Origin of the sequence: Streptomyces hydrogenans, from assembly GCF_014656075.1 — a bacterium.
Lineage (GTDB): Bacteria > Actinomycetota > Actinomycetes > Streptomycetales > Streptomycetaceae > Streptomyces > Streptomyces hydrogenans.
In genome coordinates this window covers 57,123-74,414 of the sequence record NZ_BNBS01000015.1, presented here as the reverse complement: position 1 = coordinate 74,414, position 17,292 = coordinate 57,123, and the positions used below count along the sequence as shown (strand labels likewise).

The following is a 17,292-nucleotide window of genomic DNA, read 5'->3' as shown; positions in this document are numbered from 1 at the left end:
CGGCCTCAGTTCCCGTACGCCTTGGCCGCCGCGGCCTCCAGGGCGGCCGCGGTCCGCTTCGGGTCCGAGGGGTCGCGGAGGAAGTCCTGGAGCAGCTTCCACTCGCCGGCGCCCTTGGTGCCGCCGAACGCGGCGGGTGCCTGGTCGGACATGTCGAAGCGGACGGTGTCGCCCGCGGCGACGAGCGAGGCGGCCGTCGCGCGGGCGGTGTCGTCCGCGTACGCCTCCGGCTTCACGTCCTTGTTGGGGGAGAGGAAGCCGCCGGCGCCGGCCCACACCTCGGCGGCCTCGGGGGTGGCGAGGAACTCCAGGAGCCGCATCCCGGCGTCCGCGTTCTTCGCGTCCTTGAGGACGACGGCGGCGTCGCCGCCGCTGACCACGGGCGCCTTCCCGGAGCCGACCGGGGGGAAGGGGAAGAACTTCGCGTCCTCGCCCGGCTTCCTGCCGAACTCGTCCCGGGCGACGCCGCCGACGAAGTCGCCCTCGTAGACGAGGGCCGCCTTGGGCTCGGGCCCGAAGACCTTCTCCACGGAGCCGGGGAAGTCGGTCCGCAGCGCCTCGGCGGCGCCGCCCGCGACCAGCCGCTCGTCCTCGAACACCTCCGCCAGGGTGGTGAGCGCGGTGACGACGCTGGGGTCGGTCCACTTCAGCTCGTGGCGGGCGAGCAGGTCGTACTTCTCCGGCCCGGCCTGCGACAGGTAGACGTTCTCGAACCAGTCGGTGAGCGTCCAGCCGTCCTCGCCGGCCACGGCGAACGCGGGCCTGCCGGAGTCGGCGAGGGTGCGGCCCGACGCGAGGAGTTCGTCCCAGCTCTTCGGCTCGGCGACGCCGGCCTGTTCCAGCGCGTCGGGGGCGTACCAGACCGTCGACTTGTGCGCGGCCTTGAAGTACAGGCCGTAGTAGGCGCCGTCGACCGTGCCGTACTCCTTCCAGACCGGCGCCAGGTTCCCTGCGGCGGTCGTGGCGGTCTTCTCGGAGAGGGGCGTGAGCCAGCCGGCCTCGGCGAACTGCCGGAGGACGCCGACCTGCGGGACGAGCACGACCTCGGGGGCGTTGCCGCCCTCGATCTTGCTGCCCACGAAGGTGGAGACGTTGTCGCCGGAGGGCACGAAGACGGTCTTGGCGCCGGTCTTCGCGCTGAACGCGTCGAGGACCTTCTTGAAGTTCTTCTGCTCGCCGCCGGTCCACACGCCGGCGACCGTGACGGTCGTGCCGGCGAGTTCGCCGCCGGACTTCGGATCCGCGTCGCCGCCACAGGCGGTGAGCGCGAGGGCGAGTGCCGCGGTGAGCGCGCCGGTGGCGCGGAGGGTCGTGAGGGAGGGTCGTCGCATGGTCGTCCTTCCTTCGCTTCGATGCATTCATGTTAAGTAGCGAAGGCGAAAGCATGTCAACGGTGCGGACCCAACAGGCTTGTCACGAACTGGATTTGGGCATGCGTCAGGAAGGACCGAGGGGTGCGTTACCTAACGGGTAGGCAGAGAATTCCGGGAAGGAAGGGACGGGATCGCCGCCAGCTCGCGCGTCAGCCGCCGGACCCCCTCCTCCGGCGACGTCCGCAGCGCCAGCACGTCCTGCGCCACCGCCTGCACCGCCAGGCTCACCTGGTCGTACCGCGCGCTCTTCGGCCGGGGCACCGCCGCCAGCACGCTCTCCCGCAGGATCGGAAGGTACGGATGGGCCGCCACCAGCTCCGGATCCGCGTACAGCGAAGCCCGCACCGGCGGCAGCGAACCCCGCGTCAGCACCCTCCGCTGCACCGGCTCGCTCGTCAGGTACGCGAGGAAGTCGGCGGCCGTCGCCGGATGCCGGGACCGGGCCGACACCGCCAGGTTGGAGCCGCCGAGCACGCTCCTGCCCGGCCCGTCGGGACCCGGCAGCGGCACCGCCCCGAACCGCCCCGCCACCTTCGAGCCGGGCCGCGCCGCGTCCGCGTACACGTACGGCCAGTTCCGCAGGAAGAGCAGCCGGCCCGCCTCGAAGGCCCGCTTCGACTCCTCCTCCTTGAACCGCAGCGCCTCCGCCGGGATCCAGCCCTCCCGCACCCCGCCCGCCAGGAACGACAGCGCCTCCCGCGCCGCCTCCGCGTCACCCGCCCGCGCGCCCTCCTCGCGCGGCACCGCCCCGCCCGCCGACCGGATCGCCTCCGTGACGTTCACCGTCAGCCCCTCGTACGGCAGGAACTGGCCCGCGTAACCGCCGAGTCCGTGCCGCGGCGCCAGCGTCCTGGCCAGCCGGGCCAGCTCGGCCCAGGTCCGCGGCGGCCGCTCGCCCGCCGCGTCCAGCACGTCCTTCCGGTAGTACAGCAACCCCGCGTTGGTCACGTACGGCACCGCGTACAACCGCCCCCGGAACGTCGCCGTGTCCACCACCGGCGCCAGGAAGGCGTCCAGATCGAACCGCCCCCGCTCCAGCGGCGCGATCAGCCCCGCCGCCGCGAACTCCGACGTCCACGCCACGTCGATGTTCAGCACGTCGAACCGGCGGCTCCCGGACCGCAGTTCGCTCAGCATCTGCGCCCGCGTCTCGTCCGCCGCGTCCGGCAGCTCGACCAGCGACACCCGCTCCGCCGGCCGCGCGGCGTTCCACTCCTCCACCAGCGGCGCCAGATAGTCCGTGAGGTCCCCCGCCGTCACGAACGTCAGCGCTCCCCGGCCCCCGGCCGCCGCCCCGCCCGGCGGCACGCTCCCGGCGCACCCCGCCAGCAGGACCGCCACGACCAGCGCGCCCCTCGCCACGGACCGTACCCATCCCATGCGCACCTCCCGGACGCGGTGTCCCGCGCGACGGTCCATCGTGGCAGGACCCGGCGCGAGCCGCATCGGTGATACTGGTCCGGCGGACCCGGCGACCGCCGGTCCACCGGCCCCCGGGCCGCCACCACCGGCCGGGAACGGCGCACGACACAGAAGGGGGAGCGCGTGCGGCAGCAGCTGCTGGCACTCCTCACCCGGGGCCCCGCCCACGGCTACGAGCTCAAGCAGGGCCTTGAACAACTCCTCGGCTCCGCCTACCCTCAGCCCAACGTCGGCCAGGTCTACGTGACCCTCGGGCGACTGGAGAAGAGCGGACTCATCGAGGGCGAGGACGTCGAACAGACGGGCCGCCCCAACAAGCGGATCTACCGCCTGACGGACGCCGGACGGGAGGCCGTCGCCGCGTGGTTCGAGGACACCACCGACGAACCCAGGGTGCGCGACGGGTTCTTCATGAAGCTCGCCCTCGCCCCCCTCTCCGGACTCGCCGACCCGATCGCCCTGATCAACCGGCAGCGGCGGCAGCACCTCAACACCATGCGCAGCCTCTCCCGGCTCGCCGCGGGCGAGGACCGCGACAACAAGATCGCGCAACTCCTCATCGAGGGCGCCATGCTGCACCTCCAGGCCGACCTCGACTGGCTGGAGCGCTGTCAGGAGGAGCTCGAATGACCGAGCCGGGCACCCCGGGGAACCCGCCCCCGCCGGGCGCGATCGTGCACGCCGAGGGCCTGGCCAAGACCCACCGCGGCGACCGCGCCCCCGTCCACGCCGTCCGGGACGTCGACCTCACCGTCCGCGAGGGCGAGTTCGTCGCGATCACCGGCCCCTCCGGAGCGGGCAAGTCCACCCTCCTCCACCTGGTCGGCGGCCTGGAGCGCCCCGACGCCGGCCGCCTCTGGATCGGCGGCGAACGCGTCGACGGCCACGGCGAGGCCCGCTGGGCGGTCCTGCGCCGCCGCAGCGTCGGCATCGTCTTCCAGTTCTTCAACCTCGTCTCCCACCTCACCGTCGCCGACAACGTCGAGCTCCCCGCCCTCCTCGCCGGCGCCACCCCCCGCGCCGCCCGCGCGAGCCGCGCCGAACTCCTCGCCGAACTCGGCCTCCAGGGACGGGAGAACGCCCTCCCCGGCGCCCTCTCCGGTGGCGAGCAGCAGCGCGTCGCCCTCGCCCGCGCCCTCGTCAACCGGCCCGCGCTCCTCCTCGCCGACGAACCCGCCGGCAGCCTCGACAGCAAGGGCACCCGAGACGTCCTGCGCCTCCTCGCCCGCTTCCACGCCCGCGGCCAGACCATCCTGATGGTCACCCACGACGCCCGGATGGCGAGCGCCGCCGACCGCGTCATCAGCTTCTTCGACGGCCGGATCGCCGACGACGCCACCCTCGGCGAACCGGCCCCCGCCCGCCCGGGGGTGACCGGCGTGCTCGACCTGAAGGACTGACCGGAACCGACCAGCACCGACCAGCGCGGAGGACCGGGACGGGCCGGTCCCGAGCGGCCGAGCAGACGGAGGGCGGACGGCATGCGGGCGACCTGGCGGTGGGTCCACTCCGACCTCCGCACCCACCGGGGCGAGGCCCTCTTCGCCGTGCTCGCCAGCGCCGGCGTCATCGCCTCCCTCCTCCTCGCCGCCGCCCTGCTCGGCTACGCGGTCAGCCCCTGGCAGCGCGTCTTCCAGCAGTCCCAGGGCAGTCACGTCTGGCTGCACGGCCGCGAGGGACGCGAGGGCTTCGACGCGGCCGCCGTCGCCCCGCTCGCCGCCCTCGACGAGGTCGCCGCCGTCTCCGGCCCCTTCCGGACGGCCGCCGCCACCCTGGAGACCGGCGGCACCCGCGCCGGCGTCGCCCTGCGCGCCACCGGGGCCCGGCCGCCCGACACCGCCCGCCCCCTCCTCACCGAGGGCCGCTGGCTCACCACCGACGGCCCCCGGGACCAGGTCGTGCTGGAACGCACGCTCGCCCGCACCCTGTGGGCCGAACCCGGCGAGACCGTCACCGTGACCCTCACCGGCCGCCGCGGCCCCACCACCCGCACCCTCCACGTCGTCGGCGTCGCCGAGACCGCCGAGCCCCGCTACCGCGCCGGCCAGGGCGACGGCGTCGGCTGGCTCCTCCCCGAGACCCTGGACCGCCTCGCCCCCGCCGCCACCGGACAGAGCGTCGGACTGCGCCTGAAGGACGCCGACGACACCGACTACGCCGTCCAGCGCGCCGTCACCCTCCTGGGCGCCGAGCGGATCGACCAGGTCACCACCTGGCAGCGGGCCAAGGCAGACCTCGGCGGCGACGACCGGCTCCTCGGCCAGATCTTCGCCGCCTTCGGCCTCGCCGCCCTCCTCGCCGCGGCCGTCGCCGTCGCCGGCGCGGTCCGCGCCCGCATCCGGGGACAGGCCGGCGACATCGCCGTCCTCAAGGCCGTCGGCTTCACCCCCGGCCAGGTGATCCGCGGCTTCCTCCTCCAGCACCTCGGCTTCGCCGTCGCCGGCGCTGCACTCGGCACCGCCGCCACCCTCGCCTGCGGCCGGTGGATCCCCGGCCGCGTCGGCGCCGCCGTCGCCCTCTGGCCCCGGCTGCCCGGTCACCGCTTGGCCGTGACCGGCGTGCCCGTCGCCGCCGTCCTCCTCCTCGCCGCCGTCGCCGCGCTCGCCGCCTGGCGGGCCAGCCGCGTCCCCCCGGTCCCCGCCGCCCGCCAGGCCCATCCCCTCCTCGACCGGCTCTCCCCGCTCGGCCGCCGCGCCCTCGCGAGGCGCCTCTCCCCGGTCCTCGTCCTCGGCTGGCGCTCCGCCTTCACGGCGCCCGGCCGCGCCCGCGTCCTCGGTGCCACGGCCCGGCTCGCACTCCCGATCGCCCTGATGACCGTGGCCCTCGTCGCCTGGTCGACCCTGGGCCAGTTCCGTACCGACCCGGCGCGCGTGGGCCGTGCCGCCGCCCTGACCGTCCGCACCGCGGAACCGCGCCCCGCGGCCGCGGCGGCCGCCGCCCTCGAAGCCGTCCCCGGGGTCGCCGACGCCGTCCCCGGCGCCGAGTTCCCCGCCCTCGTCCCCGGCCAGACGGCCACCATCACCCTGCGCGGCCTCGGCACCGCCGACGACCCCTACCCCCACGCGATCGCCGAGGGACGCGCCCCCACCGGACCCGACGAGGCCGTCGCGGGGCAGGGCCTCCTGGACCTCCTCGGCGTCCGGGTGGGGGAGTGGGTGCGGATGACCGTCGGCGGCCGCCCGCAGATCCTCCACCTCGTCGGCCGCAGCATCGAACCCGACCACGGCGGCCGGGTCGTCTCCACCACCCTCGACACCCTCCGCGACGGCGCCCCCGACCTCCGCCCCGCCTTCCACGCCCTCGTCCTGCGCCCCGGAGCCGACCCCCGGCGGACCGCCGCCGCCGTCGCCGCCGCGACCGGCGGGGACGCCGAGGTCCGTGCCACGGCCGACCCCGCGGGCGGCGAGGACGCCCCGCGCGGCGTCCCCGCCGCCCTCGCCGCCGCCCTCGCCCTCATCGCGCTCGTCGAACTGCTCACCCTGATCGGCACGGGGGTGCGCGACCGGGCGCGCGACCTGCTCGCCCTGAGGGCCATCGGGCTGACCCCCCGGCAGATCGGCGCCGTCGTCGTCACCGCCGCCGCCCTCACCGCCCTGGCCGCCGCCGTCCTGGGCACGACCCTCGGAGCGGCGCTCGGCCACCGTCTCGTCGACGCCGAGGCCGCCGCGACCGGCCTCGGCGCGGGCGTCGCCCGCCTCCCCGACCCCCTGTTCCTCGGCGCCCTGGTGCTCGCCGCCACCGCGACCGGCGCCCTCGCCGCACTGGCCCCCGCCGTCCGCACCGCCCGCCACCGCCTCGCCGACTCGCCCGGCGAGACGTTCTGAGGCGTCCCGTCCGGCCGTGCGGACGCGGACGGGCCCGCGCCGCAGGGGTGGGACGGCACGGGCCCGGATCGGGGGCGCCCGGTCGAGGGGGCGCGGGTTCGGCGGATCGGATCAGGGCACCGGTCAGGGGCGCAGGATCAGCCGGATCGGGTCGCCGGCCTTGCTCTCCAGCCGCTCCACCGCCTCGGCGGCCCGGGCGAGCGGGAGTTCGCCGCTGATCGAACCGGAGAAGTCGAGCCGCCCGCCCCGCACCAGCGCGAGCAGCTGGGGCAGCGCCACCGGCATGTCGGAGCCGTAGTGGCCAAGGATCTGCTGCTGGAGGTAGCTGAAGCGGGTGCCGTCGGCGACCGTCAGGGGCTGGTCGGTCAGGCCCACCAGGACCAGCCTGCCCTTCGGGGCAAGGACCGACAGCGCCTGCGCCCGGACGGCCGGGACACCGGCGAAGTCGAAGGCCGCCGCGAGACCGGCCCCGCCCGTCGCCGCGCCGATCCGCTCGCGCAGCGCCGGGTCGGCCGGGTCGAGCGCCAGGTCCGCGCCCCGGGCGAGGGCGCGTTCACGGGCGGTGGGGTTCGGGTCGACCGCGACGATCGGGCACGCCCCGACGGCCCGCAGCAGCTGTACGGCGTGCACGCCGAGCCCGCCCGCGCCCCAGACGCCGACCGCCTCGGCCGGCCGGACGGCGCCCGTGGCCGTGATCGCGCCCCACGGGGTGGAGACCGCGTCCGGGATGATCGCGCCCTGGTCGAAGGGGATCGTGTCCGGCAGTTCGACGAGGGCGTCCTCGGCGGAGAGCGCGTACTCGGCCCAGCCGCCGTCGTAGTCGACGCCCCGGGTGTGGGTGACGCCGTCGCGGACCTCGCCCGCGTACAGCACGACCCGCTGCCCCGGGGTCCAGCGGGTGACGCCGGGCCCGGTCTCCGCGATCGTGCCGGAGACCTCGTGCCCGAGGGTGACGGTGTCGCCGGGCAGCAGCAGCGGGGTGAGGGTGCCGTCGATCAGGTGGACGTCCGACAGGCAGACGCCGGCGGCCTCCACCTTCACCAGCACCTGGCCGGGCCCCGGCTCGGGCTTCGCCACCTCCTCGATCCGCAGGGTGCGGCTGGGGACGTGCAGCCGGGCGGCGAGCATCTGCTCCATCACGTGACCTCCTCGACACGACGGCGACCCGGGGACCGGAACCCTCATAACGCAAGTCGCCTTGCGATGAAACGTACGTCCGCGCCCCGCGTAAAGCAAGTCACCTTGCGTTAGGATCCCGGCATGGCCCCCACCGACGACCCGTCCGTCCCGCCCCTGCGGCGCCGCGGCGCGCGGATGCGCAGCGCCGTCCTCGCCGCCACCGTCGACGTCCTCACCGAGCACGGGCTCGCCGGCACCACCGTCGGCGCCGTCGCCCGGGCCGCCGGCGTCCACGAGACCTCCGTCTACCGCCGCTGGGGCACCCGCGAGAAGCTGATCCTGGAGGCCCTCGCCGAACAGCTCGACACGGCCGTGCCCCTCCCGGACACCGGGGACCTCCGGTCCGACCTCGTCGGCTACTTCGGCACCCTCGCCTCCCTCCTCGCCACCCCCCAGGGCGAGGCCCTGCTCCGCCTCAGCGCCGAACGCGACTCCGGCCTGCCGGACCACCGCCTCGCCTACTGGACCGACCGGCTCGACCGCGGCGCCGTCATGGTCCGCCGCGCCGTCGACCGCGGCGAACTCCCTCCCGGCACCGACCCCGCCCTCGTCATCGAGGCCGTCAGCGGCCCCCTCTTCACCCGCGCCCTGATCAGCGGCGCCCCCCTCGACGAGGTCTTCGCCACCCGTCTGGTCGACCTGGTCCTCGACGGCGCGCGCGCCGTGAAACCGGGTGCCTGACCCGCCGTCACGCTGCGATACTCCGGCGATGACCGCGATACCGACCGCCGTACGGGACTCCCTGCACGGGCTGGCCTTCGGGGACGCCTTCGGCGACCGCTGGTTCGGCATCCTCCGCCGCGACGGCGAGGCGCCCCTGGCGGCGCGGACCCCGCCGGCCGAGGAGACCTGGCACTGGACGGACGACACCGCCCAGGCCCTCGTCCTCGTCCGCGAACTCGCCCGGAACGCCGGCGCCGTCGACCAGGACCGCCTCGCCCGCGCCCTCGCCGCCGCCTACGCCGACGACACCCACCGCGGCTACGGCGCCTCCATGCACGACGTCCTGCGCCGGATCGGCGCCGGCGAGCCCTGGCGGGACGTCGTCTCCGGACAGTTCGGCGGCCAGGGCTCCTGGGGCAACGGCGCGGCCATGCGCGTCGCCCCGCTCGGCGCCTGGCACGCCCACGACCTCGACACCGCGGCGGAGCTCGCCGCCCGGCAGGCCGTCGTCTCCCACCACCACCCCGAGGCCGTCACCGGGGCGGCGGCCGTCGCCGTCGCCGCCGCCCTGGCGGTCCGCGGCCGGGGCGCCCCCGCCCCCGACCGCCCCGGCTTCCTCCGGGCCCTCGCCGACCGCCTCCCCGACGGCGACGTCCGCTCGGGCCTGCGGACCGCCGCCCGCATGCCCGGCCGCACCTCGGTCCGGCACGCCGCCGAGGTCCTCGGCTCCGGCTACCGCATGTCCGGACCCGACACCGTCCCCTTCGCCCTGTGGTGCGCGGCCGGACACCTCGACGACCCGCACGAGGGCCTGTGGACCACCGTCGCCGGACGCGGCGACATCGACACCACCTGCGCCATCGTCGGCGGGGTGATCGCCGCCCGCACGGGCGTCACCGCCCTCCCGGCCTCCTGGCACGCGGCCCGCGAGCCCCTCCCGCCGCTCCGACCGGACGCCGCGGGCTGAGCCGCCCGGAGCGTCGACCGCCCCGAACCGCGCCGACCTGTGACGATGAGCCCGTCCGTCCGGTTCCCCGCGCGTCAGGAGGCGCTGCCATGTCCGGCCAGTTCGAGGCCACGGTCGACGTCGACCGGCCCGTCGACGAGGTGTTCGCCTACCTCGCCGACGGGCGGAACGACCCCCAGTTCAGCCCCCGGGTGCTCCGGATCGACCGGATCCCCGAGGGCCCCACCGCCGTCGGCACCGTCTTCCGCAGCACCGTCAAGGACGCCGGGATGAAGACCGCGCGCGTCTTCCGCGTCACCGCCCTCGAACCGCCCCGGACCCTCCGCTGGGCCGAGGAGTCCAAGAACCTCGTCACCGCGAGCCGGGGCGGCTACGACCTGGAGCCGCTGCCGAGCGGCGGCACCCGGGTCCGCATCCACAACGTCCTGGAGGGCCACGGCATCGGCAAGCTCCTCGTCGGCCTCGCCCTCGCCGCGGCCCGCAAGGACGCCCCCGACTTCGGACGGCGCATCAAGGCGGCGGTCGAGGCGGCGATCCCGGCGCCCTGACCCACGCCGGCCCTGACCCACGCCCGCCCGGACCGCCCGCCCGGACCGCAGGGCCGGGCGGGCGGAGGGCGCCGTCCGGGCCCCCGGGTACGTCAGTCCGCCGTCCCGACCTCCTCCGCCCGCCCGGGGGCCGCGTCCTTGCGCTGTCGGGCCTCGCGCAGCGCCGAGTGCACCGACCACACCACCGACACCAGTGGCACCGCCACCACCGCCCCGACGATCCCGGCGGCGATCGACCCCGCCACCACCGAGATCGCCACCACCAGCGGGTGGAGCCGTACCGCCCAGCTCATCACCAGGGGATGCAGGACGTGGCCCTCGATCTGGCCGATGACCACGATCAGGGCCACCACCAGACCCGCCACCAGCGGACCCTTCGCCGCCAGCGCCACCACGGCGGCCACCGCCAGGGCGATCGGCGAACCGATCAGCGGCACGAACGCCGCCGCGAACTCCAGCAGCGCCAGCGGCACCGCGAGCGGCACCCCCAGCAGCCACAGCGCCACCCCGACGAGGACCGCGTTCACGGCCGCGACCAGCACGATCCCGTGGGTGTACCCGGTGAACGTCCGCCACGCCGCCCGGCCGCCGACCGCCACCCGCTCCCGCACCGAACCCGGCAGCTGCTCCTGGAACCACGCCCACTGACGGTCACCGGAGTGGATGAAGAACACCGAGGCGAACACCGCCAGGGCGAGCGTCGTCAGCACCGCCACCACGTGGTGCGCGCCGCTCACCGCCTCGCCGACCAGCGTCGAACGATGGCTGGACAGGAACTGTCCGATCCGCGCCTCCAGATCCGTCAGCGCCTCCGGACGGACGCGGAACGGCGGCGCCTCCAGCCACCGCTGGATACGGTCGACGCCGTCCCGGAACTCCCGCACCAGCGTCGTCCGCTCGCCCGCCACCGCCTCGCCGACCAGCGCGAGCACGCCCAGGACGAGCGCGAGCCCGCCGAGCAGCGTGAGGGCCACGGCGAGCGGCCGGGGCAGCCCGCGCGCGACGACGTCCGCGACCGGCCGCAGCAGGGCGGTGACCACGAGCCCGAGGAACAGGGCCACCCCGATCTCGTGGAACCGCCCGAGCAGGGCGAAGAGGGCGTAGACGAGAAGACCGACGGCGAGCAGCCGCCACGCGTACGCGGCGGCCGTGCGGAGGAAGGGCGCCACCTGGGGCGGCACCGCTGACTGCGGCTGCATGGCCGACGGCTACCACCACCGCGCGCCCCGCCCCCGGCCGCCGCACCGCGTCCGCCCGAGCTTCACCCGCCCAGCGGCCAACCAAGATCAATAGTATGGTCCGGAATATATGGCCATGTGCCCGTATGTGGCCGTGTACGACCCAGCGCGACGACCGGAGGCCGTCATGAAGGACTTCAAGTACGAGCGGAAGCGCTCGCTCTCCCGCGCGGACGCAGCCGACCAGCTGTCCGCCCTGGCCGACGCGCTCCGGAAGGGCGGGGAGGCCGAACTCGAACTGGGCGGGGGCGTCCTGAACCTCCGGATCCCCGACGACCTCCGCGGCGAGATCGAGCTGTCCGTCGAGGACGGCGAGATCGAGATCGAGGTGGAACTCAAGTGGCCCATCCGCGGCACCCAGAAGGCCGTGTCCAAGAAGCCGGTGCAGGCGAAGGTCGTCGCCGACAAGAAGGCGTCCGATAAGCCCGCCGACAAGAAGGCGTCCGCCGACAAGGCTTCCGCGAAGAAGGAACCGGCGAAGGAGCCGGTGAAGAAGGCGCCGCTGAAGGCGCCGGAGAAGAAGGCGCCGGCGAAGACGAAGCCGGCCGACAAGGCGCTCGCCAAGAAGGCCCTGGCCAAGAAGGCGTCCGCCGACAAGGCGCTCGCGAAGAAGGCGTCGGCCGAGAAGGCGCCCGGCAAGCCGGCGCCCGCGAAGAAGGCCCCGGCGAAGAAGGCGCCCGACGCGAAGGCGCCCACGAAGAAGGCCCCGGCGAAGAAGGCGCCCGTGAAGAAGACGTCCGACGCGAAGGCGCCCGCGAAGAAGGCGCCCGCGAAGAAGGCGCCCGCCAAGAAGGCGCCTGCCAAGAAGGCTCCGGCCAAGAAGGCCCCGGCCAAGCGGTCGTGACCGCTCGGCCGGGGCCGGGGTTCCCGGGACGGCCGTCGGGCCGTCCGCGGGTCAGCAGGTGACGGTGGAGCGGCGCAGGGCGTGGCCGCCGGTGTTGGAGTCGTCCGACCAGTAGACGGGCTTGCTGCCGGCCACGCACTCGTCGGCGCCCGCGAGGGCGAAGCCCTCGTTGTTGAGGTCGGGCATCCCGGCGGGCCGGGCGTACGTGGCGGCGACGGCGAAGGCGCCCGAGGCGTCGACCTTCAGCGTGCGGTGCTGCCCGCCGCACGTGTCGTCGCACACGGCCCACAGCCGGGACGCCTGGGGCTCCCACTGGACCTCCATCACGCCCGCCATCCCGGTGCTCACGGAGGCGACGCGGGTGAAGGCCCCGGAGTCCTGGAGGACGTACCCGTGGACGGCACCGGTCCCCTCGACGCCGACGAAGAACACGCCGCCGCCGTGGGCGCCGTATCCGGCCGGGGCGTACGGGGCACCGGTCGAGGAGTCCTTGAAGCCGGCGGTGGTGAGGGCGGTGTCGGGGACCCAGGTGATCGCCTCGAAGCCGGCGTTGGAGCCCGTCGCGGGAAGGTCCGCGGTCAGGTTCCACTCGCGGGCGGCGGTGAGCGTGGAGCCCGTACCGGAGACGTCGTACCGGAGCACGGACAGCCGGCTGGTGCCGGACGCGTCGCCGTTCCGCTCGCTCGCCACGAAGACGCCGGCCGCGGCGCCCGCGCCGGTGACCGTGACGCCCTCGCCGTCGGGCGCGCCGGAACCGCCGGGGAAGCGCAGGGTCTTGCCGGAGGTCCAGCCGTTCGCCGTGTCGGGGGTCCAGCCGCCGGAGCCGTCCCGGACCAGCCGCCACAGCTTGCCGCTGTTCTGCGCGGCCCAGAGCACGTCGCCCTCCTGGTGCAGACCGCTCAGGTCGCCGCCGAAGACGTTCGCCGCGTCGGCCGTGGTCACCGTGCTGCCGCCGGGCCAGGCCGCCGGGCCCGTACCGCCGCCTCCGCCGCAGGAGTTGGCCGTGCCGAGGGTGACGGCGGCCGCCTTGAACGCCCCGGTGCCGTCGGGGCAGCGGGACCAGGACGGCGCGGAGTGGCTGCTCCACGTGTGGCTGTCGACGAGCGTGCTGCCGTCGGGCAGGTACAGCCGTGCCTTGTCGCTGGAGCCGAGGCCGAACTTCCCGTGCACGTCGAAGGCGCGGAAGGCGCCCGGGGCGAGCGTGGTGCCCGCGGCGATCGTGTACTTCGAGCTGTTGCTGTCGTCCTTGAGGATCCAGCCGGAGACGTCGACCGTCGAGGCGCCCTTGTTGTACAGCTCGATCGAGTCCTCGACGGACCCGGTGGTGACGACCTCGTTCACCCGGATGTCGTCGGCGGGGGCGGCGTGCGCCGGCGCGGCGGTCAACGCGCCGAGGACGAGCGCCGGTACGGCGGCGAGGGCGAGGGTCAGATCACGGCGCCGGCGGCGTGCACGCGAAACGGTCACGGAAGTCCGTCCTGGAGTTCGAGGGGCAGAGCGCCACGACGCTCGCGGCCGCACCCGAACTCCAGCCCTCCACCCCAGGCTCCCCTCGTGAACAACAGCCGAAGCTTCCCCGCACCCCCGGGCAGGGGCCCCGCGGCCAGCCCCGGAGCCAGCCCCCGCGCGGCGCGGGCGAGGAGGAGGGGGTCGGTGAGGGCCGTGGGAGGGGCCTCCATCTCCGGAGGAACTCCTCCGGGTCGGGGCCGGGGCGGTGCTCGGCGTACCCGGCCAGGACCACCGACCAGCGGTCGCCCTCGACGGCGGCGAGCGCCCCCGGTTCCGTCACCTTCGGCTGGTGGTCGCTCGCGGGACCGGGGCTGGAGTGGGCGATGACCGTGCCGCCGACTCGTCGCCCCGGTGGAAGGAGGCGGTGGCGTACCCGAGGCCGATCCTCATCCGGTCGACGGGGGCCTCGTTCCAGTCGTGCCGGCCCAGCCACTCGCCCAGTCGGCTGGACCGTCCGGTGGCGTCGACCACGAGATCGGCGTCCCGGAGTCCGTCGTCGACCACGGCCCGCCGCACGAACAACCCGCCCCCTCAGGAACCGGGAACGCGCCCGGGGCGCGCCGACTTGGTCGGTGACCCTGCCGTCCTGCGTGACCCCGAGATCCATTATGTATACCAAACAATCCCCGCGCGGGGGAGTGCGAAAACCACGGCGCCTCATGGCATCGAAATGCCCTGGTTCCAGTGGCGTGATCGCCTGGAGCCCCTTGTTCTCCCTCTCGGAATTGGTATACAAAACGTGGACCCGTGGTCGTCCCGCCCCCGAGGAGTCCCCATGTGTGTCGACGCCACCCAGCCGGTCCCCGCCGCCGTGCGCCGCCGCGCCGTCCTCGCCGGCGCCGCCGTCCTCGCCGGCATCGTGGCCGCGACCGGCACCGCCCGGGCCGCCGCGGCCACCCCCGCCCCCGCCGCGTCGACGTCCGCCGCGCGTGCGCGGACCGGGGACCTGGTCATCCGGGGCGGCACGCTGCTCGACCCCGCGACCGGAGACGTCACCGAGGACGCGGTCGTCGTCATCCGGGGCGGGACCGTCACCGCCGCCGGCCGGGCCGGCTCCGTACGGGTCCCGGACGGCCTGCCCGTCCTGGAGGCGGACGGCCACTGGGTGCTGCCGGGCCTCACGGACGCGCACATCCACCTCAGCACCACCACCGAGGCCCGCGCGGCGCTCGGCCACGGCGTGACGAGCGCGCGCAGCGGCTCGACCTCCTTCTACCAGGACGTCGCCCTGCGCGAACTCGCCCAGCACAGCCCCGCGCTCTCGCCGCGTCTGCGGGCCGCCGGCGTCTTCGTCACGCCCACCCTCGGCGACACGGTCCTGGCCGACCCCGACCTGACCCCGCTCGCACGGTCCAGGGACGGCGTTCGCTCCGCCGAGGCGCTGCGCCGCGTGGTCGACGTCAACGCCGCCCGCGGCGCGGACGTCATCAAGACCAGGGTCAACGAACGCGCCGGCCTGCCCGACCAGGACCCGCTCACCCAGGTCTACTCCCACGAGCAGCTCTCCTGGATCGTCGCGGCGGCCCGCCGCCACGGCAAGGGCGTGCTCTGCCACAGCTACAGCGAGCGGGGCTGCCACGACGCCGTCACGGCCGGCATCCGCTCGCTGGAGCACGGCGTGTTCGTCGGCGAGCGCACCCTGCGCGAGATGCGGCGCCGCGACACCTACTTCACCCCCACCCTCACGGCCATCGCCGGCCTGGCCGAGAGCCCGGACCCGGTCCTCGCCGAGCGCGGCCGCACCTTCCTGCCCGTCCTCCAGCGCGCCGTGCGGGCCGCGTACGAGCTCGGCGTCCCGCTGGCCGCGGGCACCGACTCCTCCGGGGGCACGGTCGACCCGGTCGGCGGCGAGGTGGAACTCATGCACGCCGCCGGACTCCCCGCCCTCGAAGCCCTGCGCACCGCCACCACCGGCGCCGCCCGCCTCCTCGGCCTCGACCGCACGGTCGGCCGCCTGGCCCGCGGCTACGCGGGCGACGCGATCCTCCTCGCGGGCGACCCGCTCGCGGACCTCTCGCTGCTCAGGAGCCCGGTCCGCGTGGTCCGCGCGGGCATCCCGGTCTGATCCCGCCCCCCGTTCTTCCAGTTCCCCCTTCTTTCCTCTTCCTTCTCATGGAGTCCTCGATGCAGAAGTCCTCGGCACCCACCGGCCCGCTCTCGCGCCGCACGATGCTGGCCGGTGCCGCGGCCCTCGCGGGCTCGACGGCCTCGGCGGCCGTCACCGCCGCGCCCGCCTCCGCCGCGCCCACCGCCTCGGCGCCCGCCGCATCCGGCAAGCCGGGGCGCGGGGCGCGGACCGTCGTCTTCCGGAACGTCCGCCCGTTCGGAGCGGCGGCCACGGACCTGGTGGTCGTCGACGGGCGGATCGCGGACGGCCCGGCGCCGCGGGGTGCGAAGAGCGTCGACGGCGGCGGCCGGATCGCGCTGCCGTCGCTGGTCGACGCCCACATCCACCCCGACAAGACCACGTGGGGTGGCGACTGGGTCTCGCGCCGGCCGGCCGAGACGATCGCCGACTTCGTCGAGCAGGACGTGGAGCTCTTCCGGGCCCAGACCCGCTCCGTGGGGGAGCGCGCGTACGGCCTGATGAGCCACGCCGTCAGCCGCGGCACCCGCGGGATGCGCGCCCACGCCGACGTGGCACCGGCGTACGGCCTGGCGGGTGTCGAGGGCCTGGCGGAGGCGCGCCGCCGCCTCGCCCACGCCCTGGACGTGCAGATCGTCGCCTTCCCGCAGCACGGCGTCATCCGGACGCCCGGCACGGCCCGGCTCCTGGAGGAGGGGGCCCGCCGGGGCGTCGTCGACATGATCGGCGGCATCGACCCCATCGGCTTCGACCACGCCCTCGACGAGCACCTGGACACCGTCTTCGGCATCGCGGACCGGCACGGCGTCGGCGTCGACATCCACCTGCACGACGGGGGCGACGAGGGCGTCCGGGCCATCCGCGGCATCATCGACCGGACCAAGGCCCTGTCCCTCACCGGCAAGGTGACGATCAGCCACGTCTTCTGCCTGCCGGCCCTGTCCGAGCGCGACCTCGGCGCCCTCGCGACCGACCTCGCCGCACAGGACATCGCCCTCACGACGGTCGCCCCCTCGCGGGACCTCGTCCTCCCGGTCGCGCGCCTGCGCGAGCACGGCGTCCGCGTCGGCCTCGGCTCCGACGGCGTCCGCGACTCCTGGAGCCCCTTCGGCAACGCCGACATGCTCCACCGCGCGCACATCCTCGGCTGGGTCACCGACGTCCGCCTCGACGAGGAGCTGGCCGACTGCTACCGGGCCGCCGCCCACGGCGGCGCCGACGTGATGGGCCTGCCGCACGCCGACCTGAAGCCCGGCGCGCCCGCCGACTTCGTCCTCGTCAAGGGTCAGGGCCTGCCCCAGGTCGTGGTCGACATGCCGCAGCGGGACTTCGTCGTCCACGGCGGCGTGATCGTGGCGCGGGACGGCGAGTTCCTGTCCTGACGCGGCTCCGGCGGAGGACGGACGCCGTCCTCCGCGGGCCCCGTAGGGGCGTGATCCGGCCAGGGGGCGGATCGTCGCGAAGGCGGACGACTGCCCCGTACGGCTCCGGCCCCGGCGGGCGGGTCACCCCGGCGCCCGTGACGGACGGGGCGCCGGGGGAGTGCGGTCCGGGAGCGGCGGGCTCCCGCCCGTGAACTGCAACTCCTCTCGGAAAGTTTCTGACGGATCTTCAAGAGGGCGGCGGAAAGCGGCGGTTA

The 17,292-nt window shown here is 75.4% G+C and carries 15 protein-coding genes; 9 read left to right on the top strand and 6 right to left on the bottom strand.

The features are described from left to right. Positions 1–5: 5 nt before the first annotated feature. Both IE321_RS09500 and IE321_RS09495 read right to left on the bottom strand, forming a co-directional pair. Positions 6–1,331: an ABC transporter substrate-binding protein gene (locus IE321_RS09500; protein WP_190222472.1), complete on the bottom strand. Its 1,326-nt coding sequence runs from the start codon at positions 1,329–1,331 to the stop codon at positions 6–8. Positions 1,332–1,463: 132 nt separating this feature from the next. Further along, positions 1,464–2,753, bottom strand: a complete 1,290-nt coding sequence (locus IE321_RS09495; RefSeq protein WP_190222471.1) for an ABC transporter substrate-binding protein — start codon at positions 2,751–2,753, stop codon at positions 1,464–1,466. A 165-nt stretch (positions 2,754–2,918) separates the two neighbouring features. On the opposite strand from IE321_RS09495, the gene IE321_RS09490 reads away from it, so the two are divergent. The 3 genes from IE321_RS09490 to IE321_RS09480 all read left to right on the top strand — a co-directional run bounded on the left by IE321_RS09490 (position 2,919) and on the right by IE321_RS09480 (position 6,619). Next, positions 2,919–3,425: a PadR family transcriptional regulator gene (locus IE321_RS09490; protein ID WP_031003756.1), complete on the top strand. Its 507-nt coding sequence runs from the start codon at positions 2,919–2,921 to the stop codon at positions 3,423–3,425. After that, the gene (locus IE321_RS09485; protein WP_190222470.1) at positions 3,422–4,195 is read left to right on the top strand and encodes an ABC transporter ATP-binding protein; all 774 of its coding nucleotides are present in this window, start codon (positions 3,422–3,424) and stop codon (positions 4,193–4,195) included. Before IE321_RS09490 ends, IE321_RS09485 begins: the two co-directional genes overlap by 4 nt. An 81-nt stretch (positions 4,196–4,276) precedes the next feature. Next, positions 4,277–6,619, top strand: a complete 2,343-nt coding sequence (locus tag IE321_RS09480; protein WP_190222469.1) for an FtsX-like permease family protein — start codon at positions 4,277–4,279, stop codon at positions 6,617–6,619. Positions 6,620–6,742: 123 nt separating this feature from the next. Here the strand turns inward: IE321_RS09480 and IE321_RS09475 are convergent, their stop codons facing one another. After that, positions 6,743–7,756, bottom strand: coding sequence for a zinc-binding dehydrogenase (locus tag IE321_RS09475; protein ID WP_190222489.1), 1,014 nt, complete (start codon positions 7,754–7,756; stop codon positions 6,743–6,745). Between the two features lie 123 nt (positions 7,757–7,879). Between IE321_RS09475 and IE321_RS09470 the strand changes: the two genes are divergently transcribed. The 3 genes from IE321_RS09470 to IE321_RS09460 all read left to right on the top strand — a co-directional run bounded on the left by IE321_RS09470 (position 7,880) and on the right by IE321_RS09460 (position 9,976). Further along, positions 7,880–8,479 carry a TetR/AcrR family transcriptional regulator gene (locus tag IE321_RS09470; protein WP_226652956.1) on the top strand — a complete coding sequence of 200 codons (600 nt, stop codon included), beginning with the start codon at positions 7,880–7,882 and terminating at the stop codon, positions 8,477–8,479. Between the two features lie 28 nt (positions 8,480–8,507). Beyond that, the gene (locus IE321_RS09465; protein WP_190222468.1) at positions 8,508–9,428 is read left to right on the top strand and encodes an ADP-ribosylglycohydrolase family protein; all 921 of its coding nucleotides are present in this window, start codon (positions 8,508–8,510) and stop codon (positions 9,426–9,428) included. Between the two features lie 89 nt (positions 9,429–9,517). Continuing rightward, entirely contained in the window at positions 9,518–9,976 is a 459-nt protein-coding gene (locus tag IE321_RS09460; RefSeq protein WP_043229950.1) for an SRPBCC family protein, read from the top strand. Between the two features lie 92 nt (positions 9,977–10,068). Here IE321_RS09460 and IE321_RS09455 read toward each other — a convergent pair whose 3' ends face one another. Continuing rightward, on the bottom strand, positions 10,069–11,175 hold the full coding sequence (locus tag IE321_RS09455; protein ID WP_190222467.1) for an AI-2E family transporter: 1,107 nt from the start codon (positions 11,173–11,175) through the stop codon (positions 10,069–10,071). A gap of 166 nt (positions 11,176–11,341) precedes the next feature. On the opposite strand from IE321_RS09455, the gene IE321_RS41910 reads away from it, so the two are divergent. Then, a complete protein-coding gene (locus tag IE321_RS41910; RefSeq protein WP_226652954.1) occupies positions 11,342–12,058 on the top strand; it encodes an amphi-Trp domain-containing protein in 717 nt (238 codons plus the stop codon). 51 nt (positions 12,059–12,109) lie between these two features. On the opposite strand, the gene IE321_RS09445 is transcribed toward IE321_RS41910, so the two are convergent. Then, positions 12,110–13,525 (bottom strand): lamin tail domain-containing protein, encoded by a 1,416-nt coding sequence (locus IE321_RS09445; RefSeq protein ID WP_190222466.1) that lies wholly within the window; start codon positions 13,523–13,525, stop codon positions 12,110–12,112. A 318-nt stretch (positions 13,526–13,843) separates the two neighbouring features. Then, positions 13,844–14,083: a hypothetical protein gene (locus tag IE321_RS09440; protein ID WP_190222465.1), complete on the bottom strand. Its 240-nt coding sequence runs from the start codon at positions 14,081–14,083 to the stop codon at positions 13,844–13,846. A gap of 259 nt (positions 14,084–14,342) precedes the next feature. Between IE321_RS09440 and IE321_RS09435 the strand changes: the two genes are divergently transcribed. Then, positions 14,343–15,632, top strand: coding sequence for an amidohydrolase family protein (locus IE321_RS09435; protein WP_190222464.1), 1,290 nt, complete (start codon positions 14,343–14,345; stop codon positions 15,630–15,632). Positions 15,633–15,691: 59 nt separating this feature from the next. After that, positions 15,692–17,035, top strand: a complete 1,344-nt coding sequence (locus tag IE321_RS09430; RefSeq protein ID WP_190222463.1) for an amidohydrolase — start codon at positions 15,692–15,694, stop codon at positions 17,033–17,035. Positions 17,036–17,292 lie beyond the last annotated feature (257 nt).

What these genes read in the sequence shown, in the direction of transcription:
- IE321_RS09500 (WP_190222472.1), bottom strand. Translation starts at nt 1,331, where the DNA reads ATGCGACGACCCTCCCTCACGACCCTCCGCGCCACCGGCGCGCTCACC.
- IE321_RS09495 (WP_190222471.1), bottom strand. Translation starts at nt 2,753, where the DNA reads ATGGGATGGGTACGGTCCGTGGCGAGGGGCGCGCTGGTCGTGGCGGTC.
- IE321_RS09485 (WP_190222470.1), top strand. Translation starts at nt 3,422, where the DNA reads ATGACCGAGCCGGGCACCCCGGGGAACCCGCCCCCGCCGGGCGCGATC.
- IE321_RS09480 (WP_190222469.1), top strand. Translation starts at nt 4,277, where the DNA reads ATGCGGGCGACCTGGCGGTGGGTCCACTCCGACCTCCGCACCCACCGG.
- IE321_RS09475 (WP_190222489.1), bottom strand. Translation starts at nt 7,756, where the DNA reads ATGGAGCAGATGCTCGCCGCCCGGCTGCACGTCCCCAGCCGCACCCTG.
- IE321_RS09470 (WP_226652956.1), top strand. Translation starts at nt 7,880, where the DNA reads ATGGCCCCCACCGACGACCCGTCCGTCCCGCCCCTGCGGCGCCGCGGC.
- IE321_RS09465 (WP_190222468.1), top strand. Translation starts at nt 8,508, where the DNA reads ATGACCGCGATACCGACCGCCGTACGGGACTCCCTGCACGGGCTGGCC.
- IE321_RS09460 (WP_043229950.1), top strand. Translation starts at nt 9,518, where the DNA reads ATGTCCGGCCAGTTCGAGGCCACGGTCGACGTCGACCGGCCCGTCGAC.
- IE321_RS09455 (WP_190222467.1), bottom strand. Translation starts at nt 11,175, where the DNA reads ATGCAGCCGCAGTCAGCGGTGCCGCCCCAGGTGGCGCCCTTCCTCCGC.
- IE321_RS41910 (WP_226652954.1), top strand. Translation starts at nt 11,342, where the DNA reads ATGAAGGACTTCAAGTACGAGCGGAAGCGCTCGCTCTCCCGCGCGGAC.
- IE321_RS09435 (WP_190222464.1), top strand. Translation starts at nt 14,343, where the DNA reads ATGTGTGTCGACGCCACCCAGCCGGTCCCCGCCGCCGTGCGCCGCCGC.
- IE321_RS09430 (WP_190222463.1), top strand. Translation starts at nt 15,692, where the DNA reads ATGCAGAAGTCCTCGGCACCCACCGGCCCGCTCTCGCGCCGCACGATG.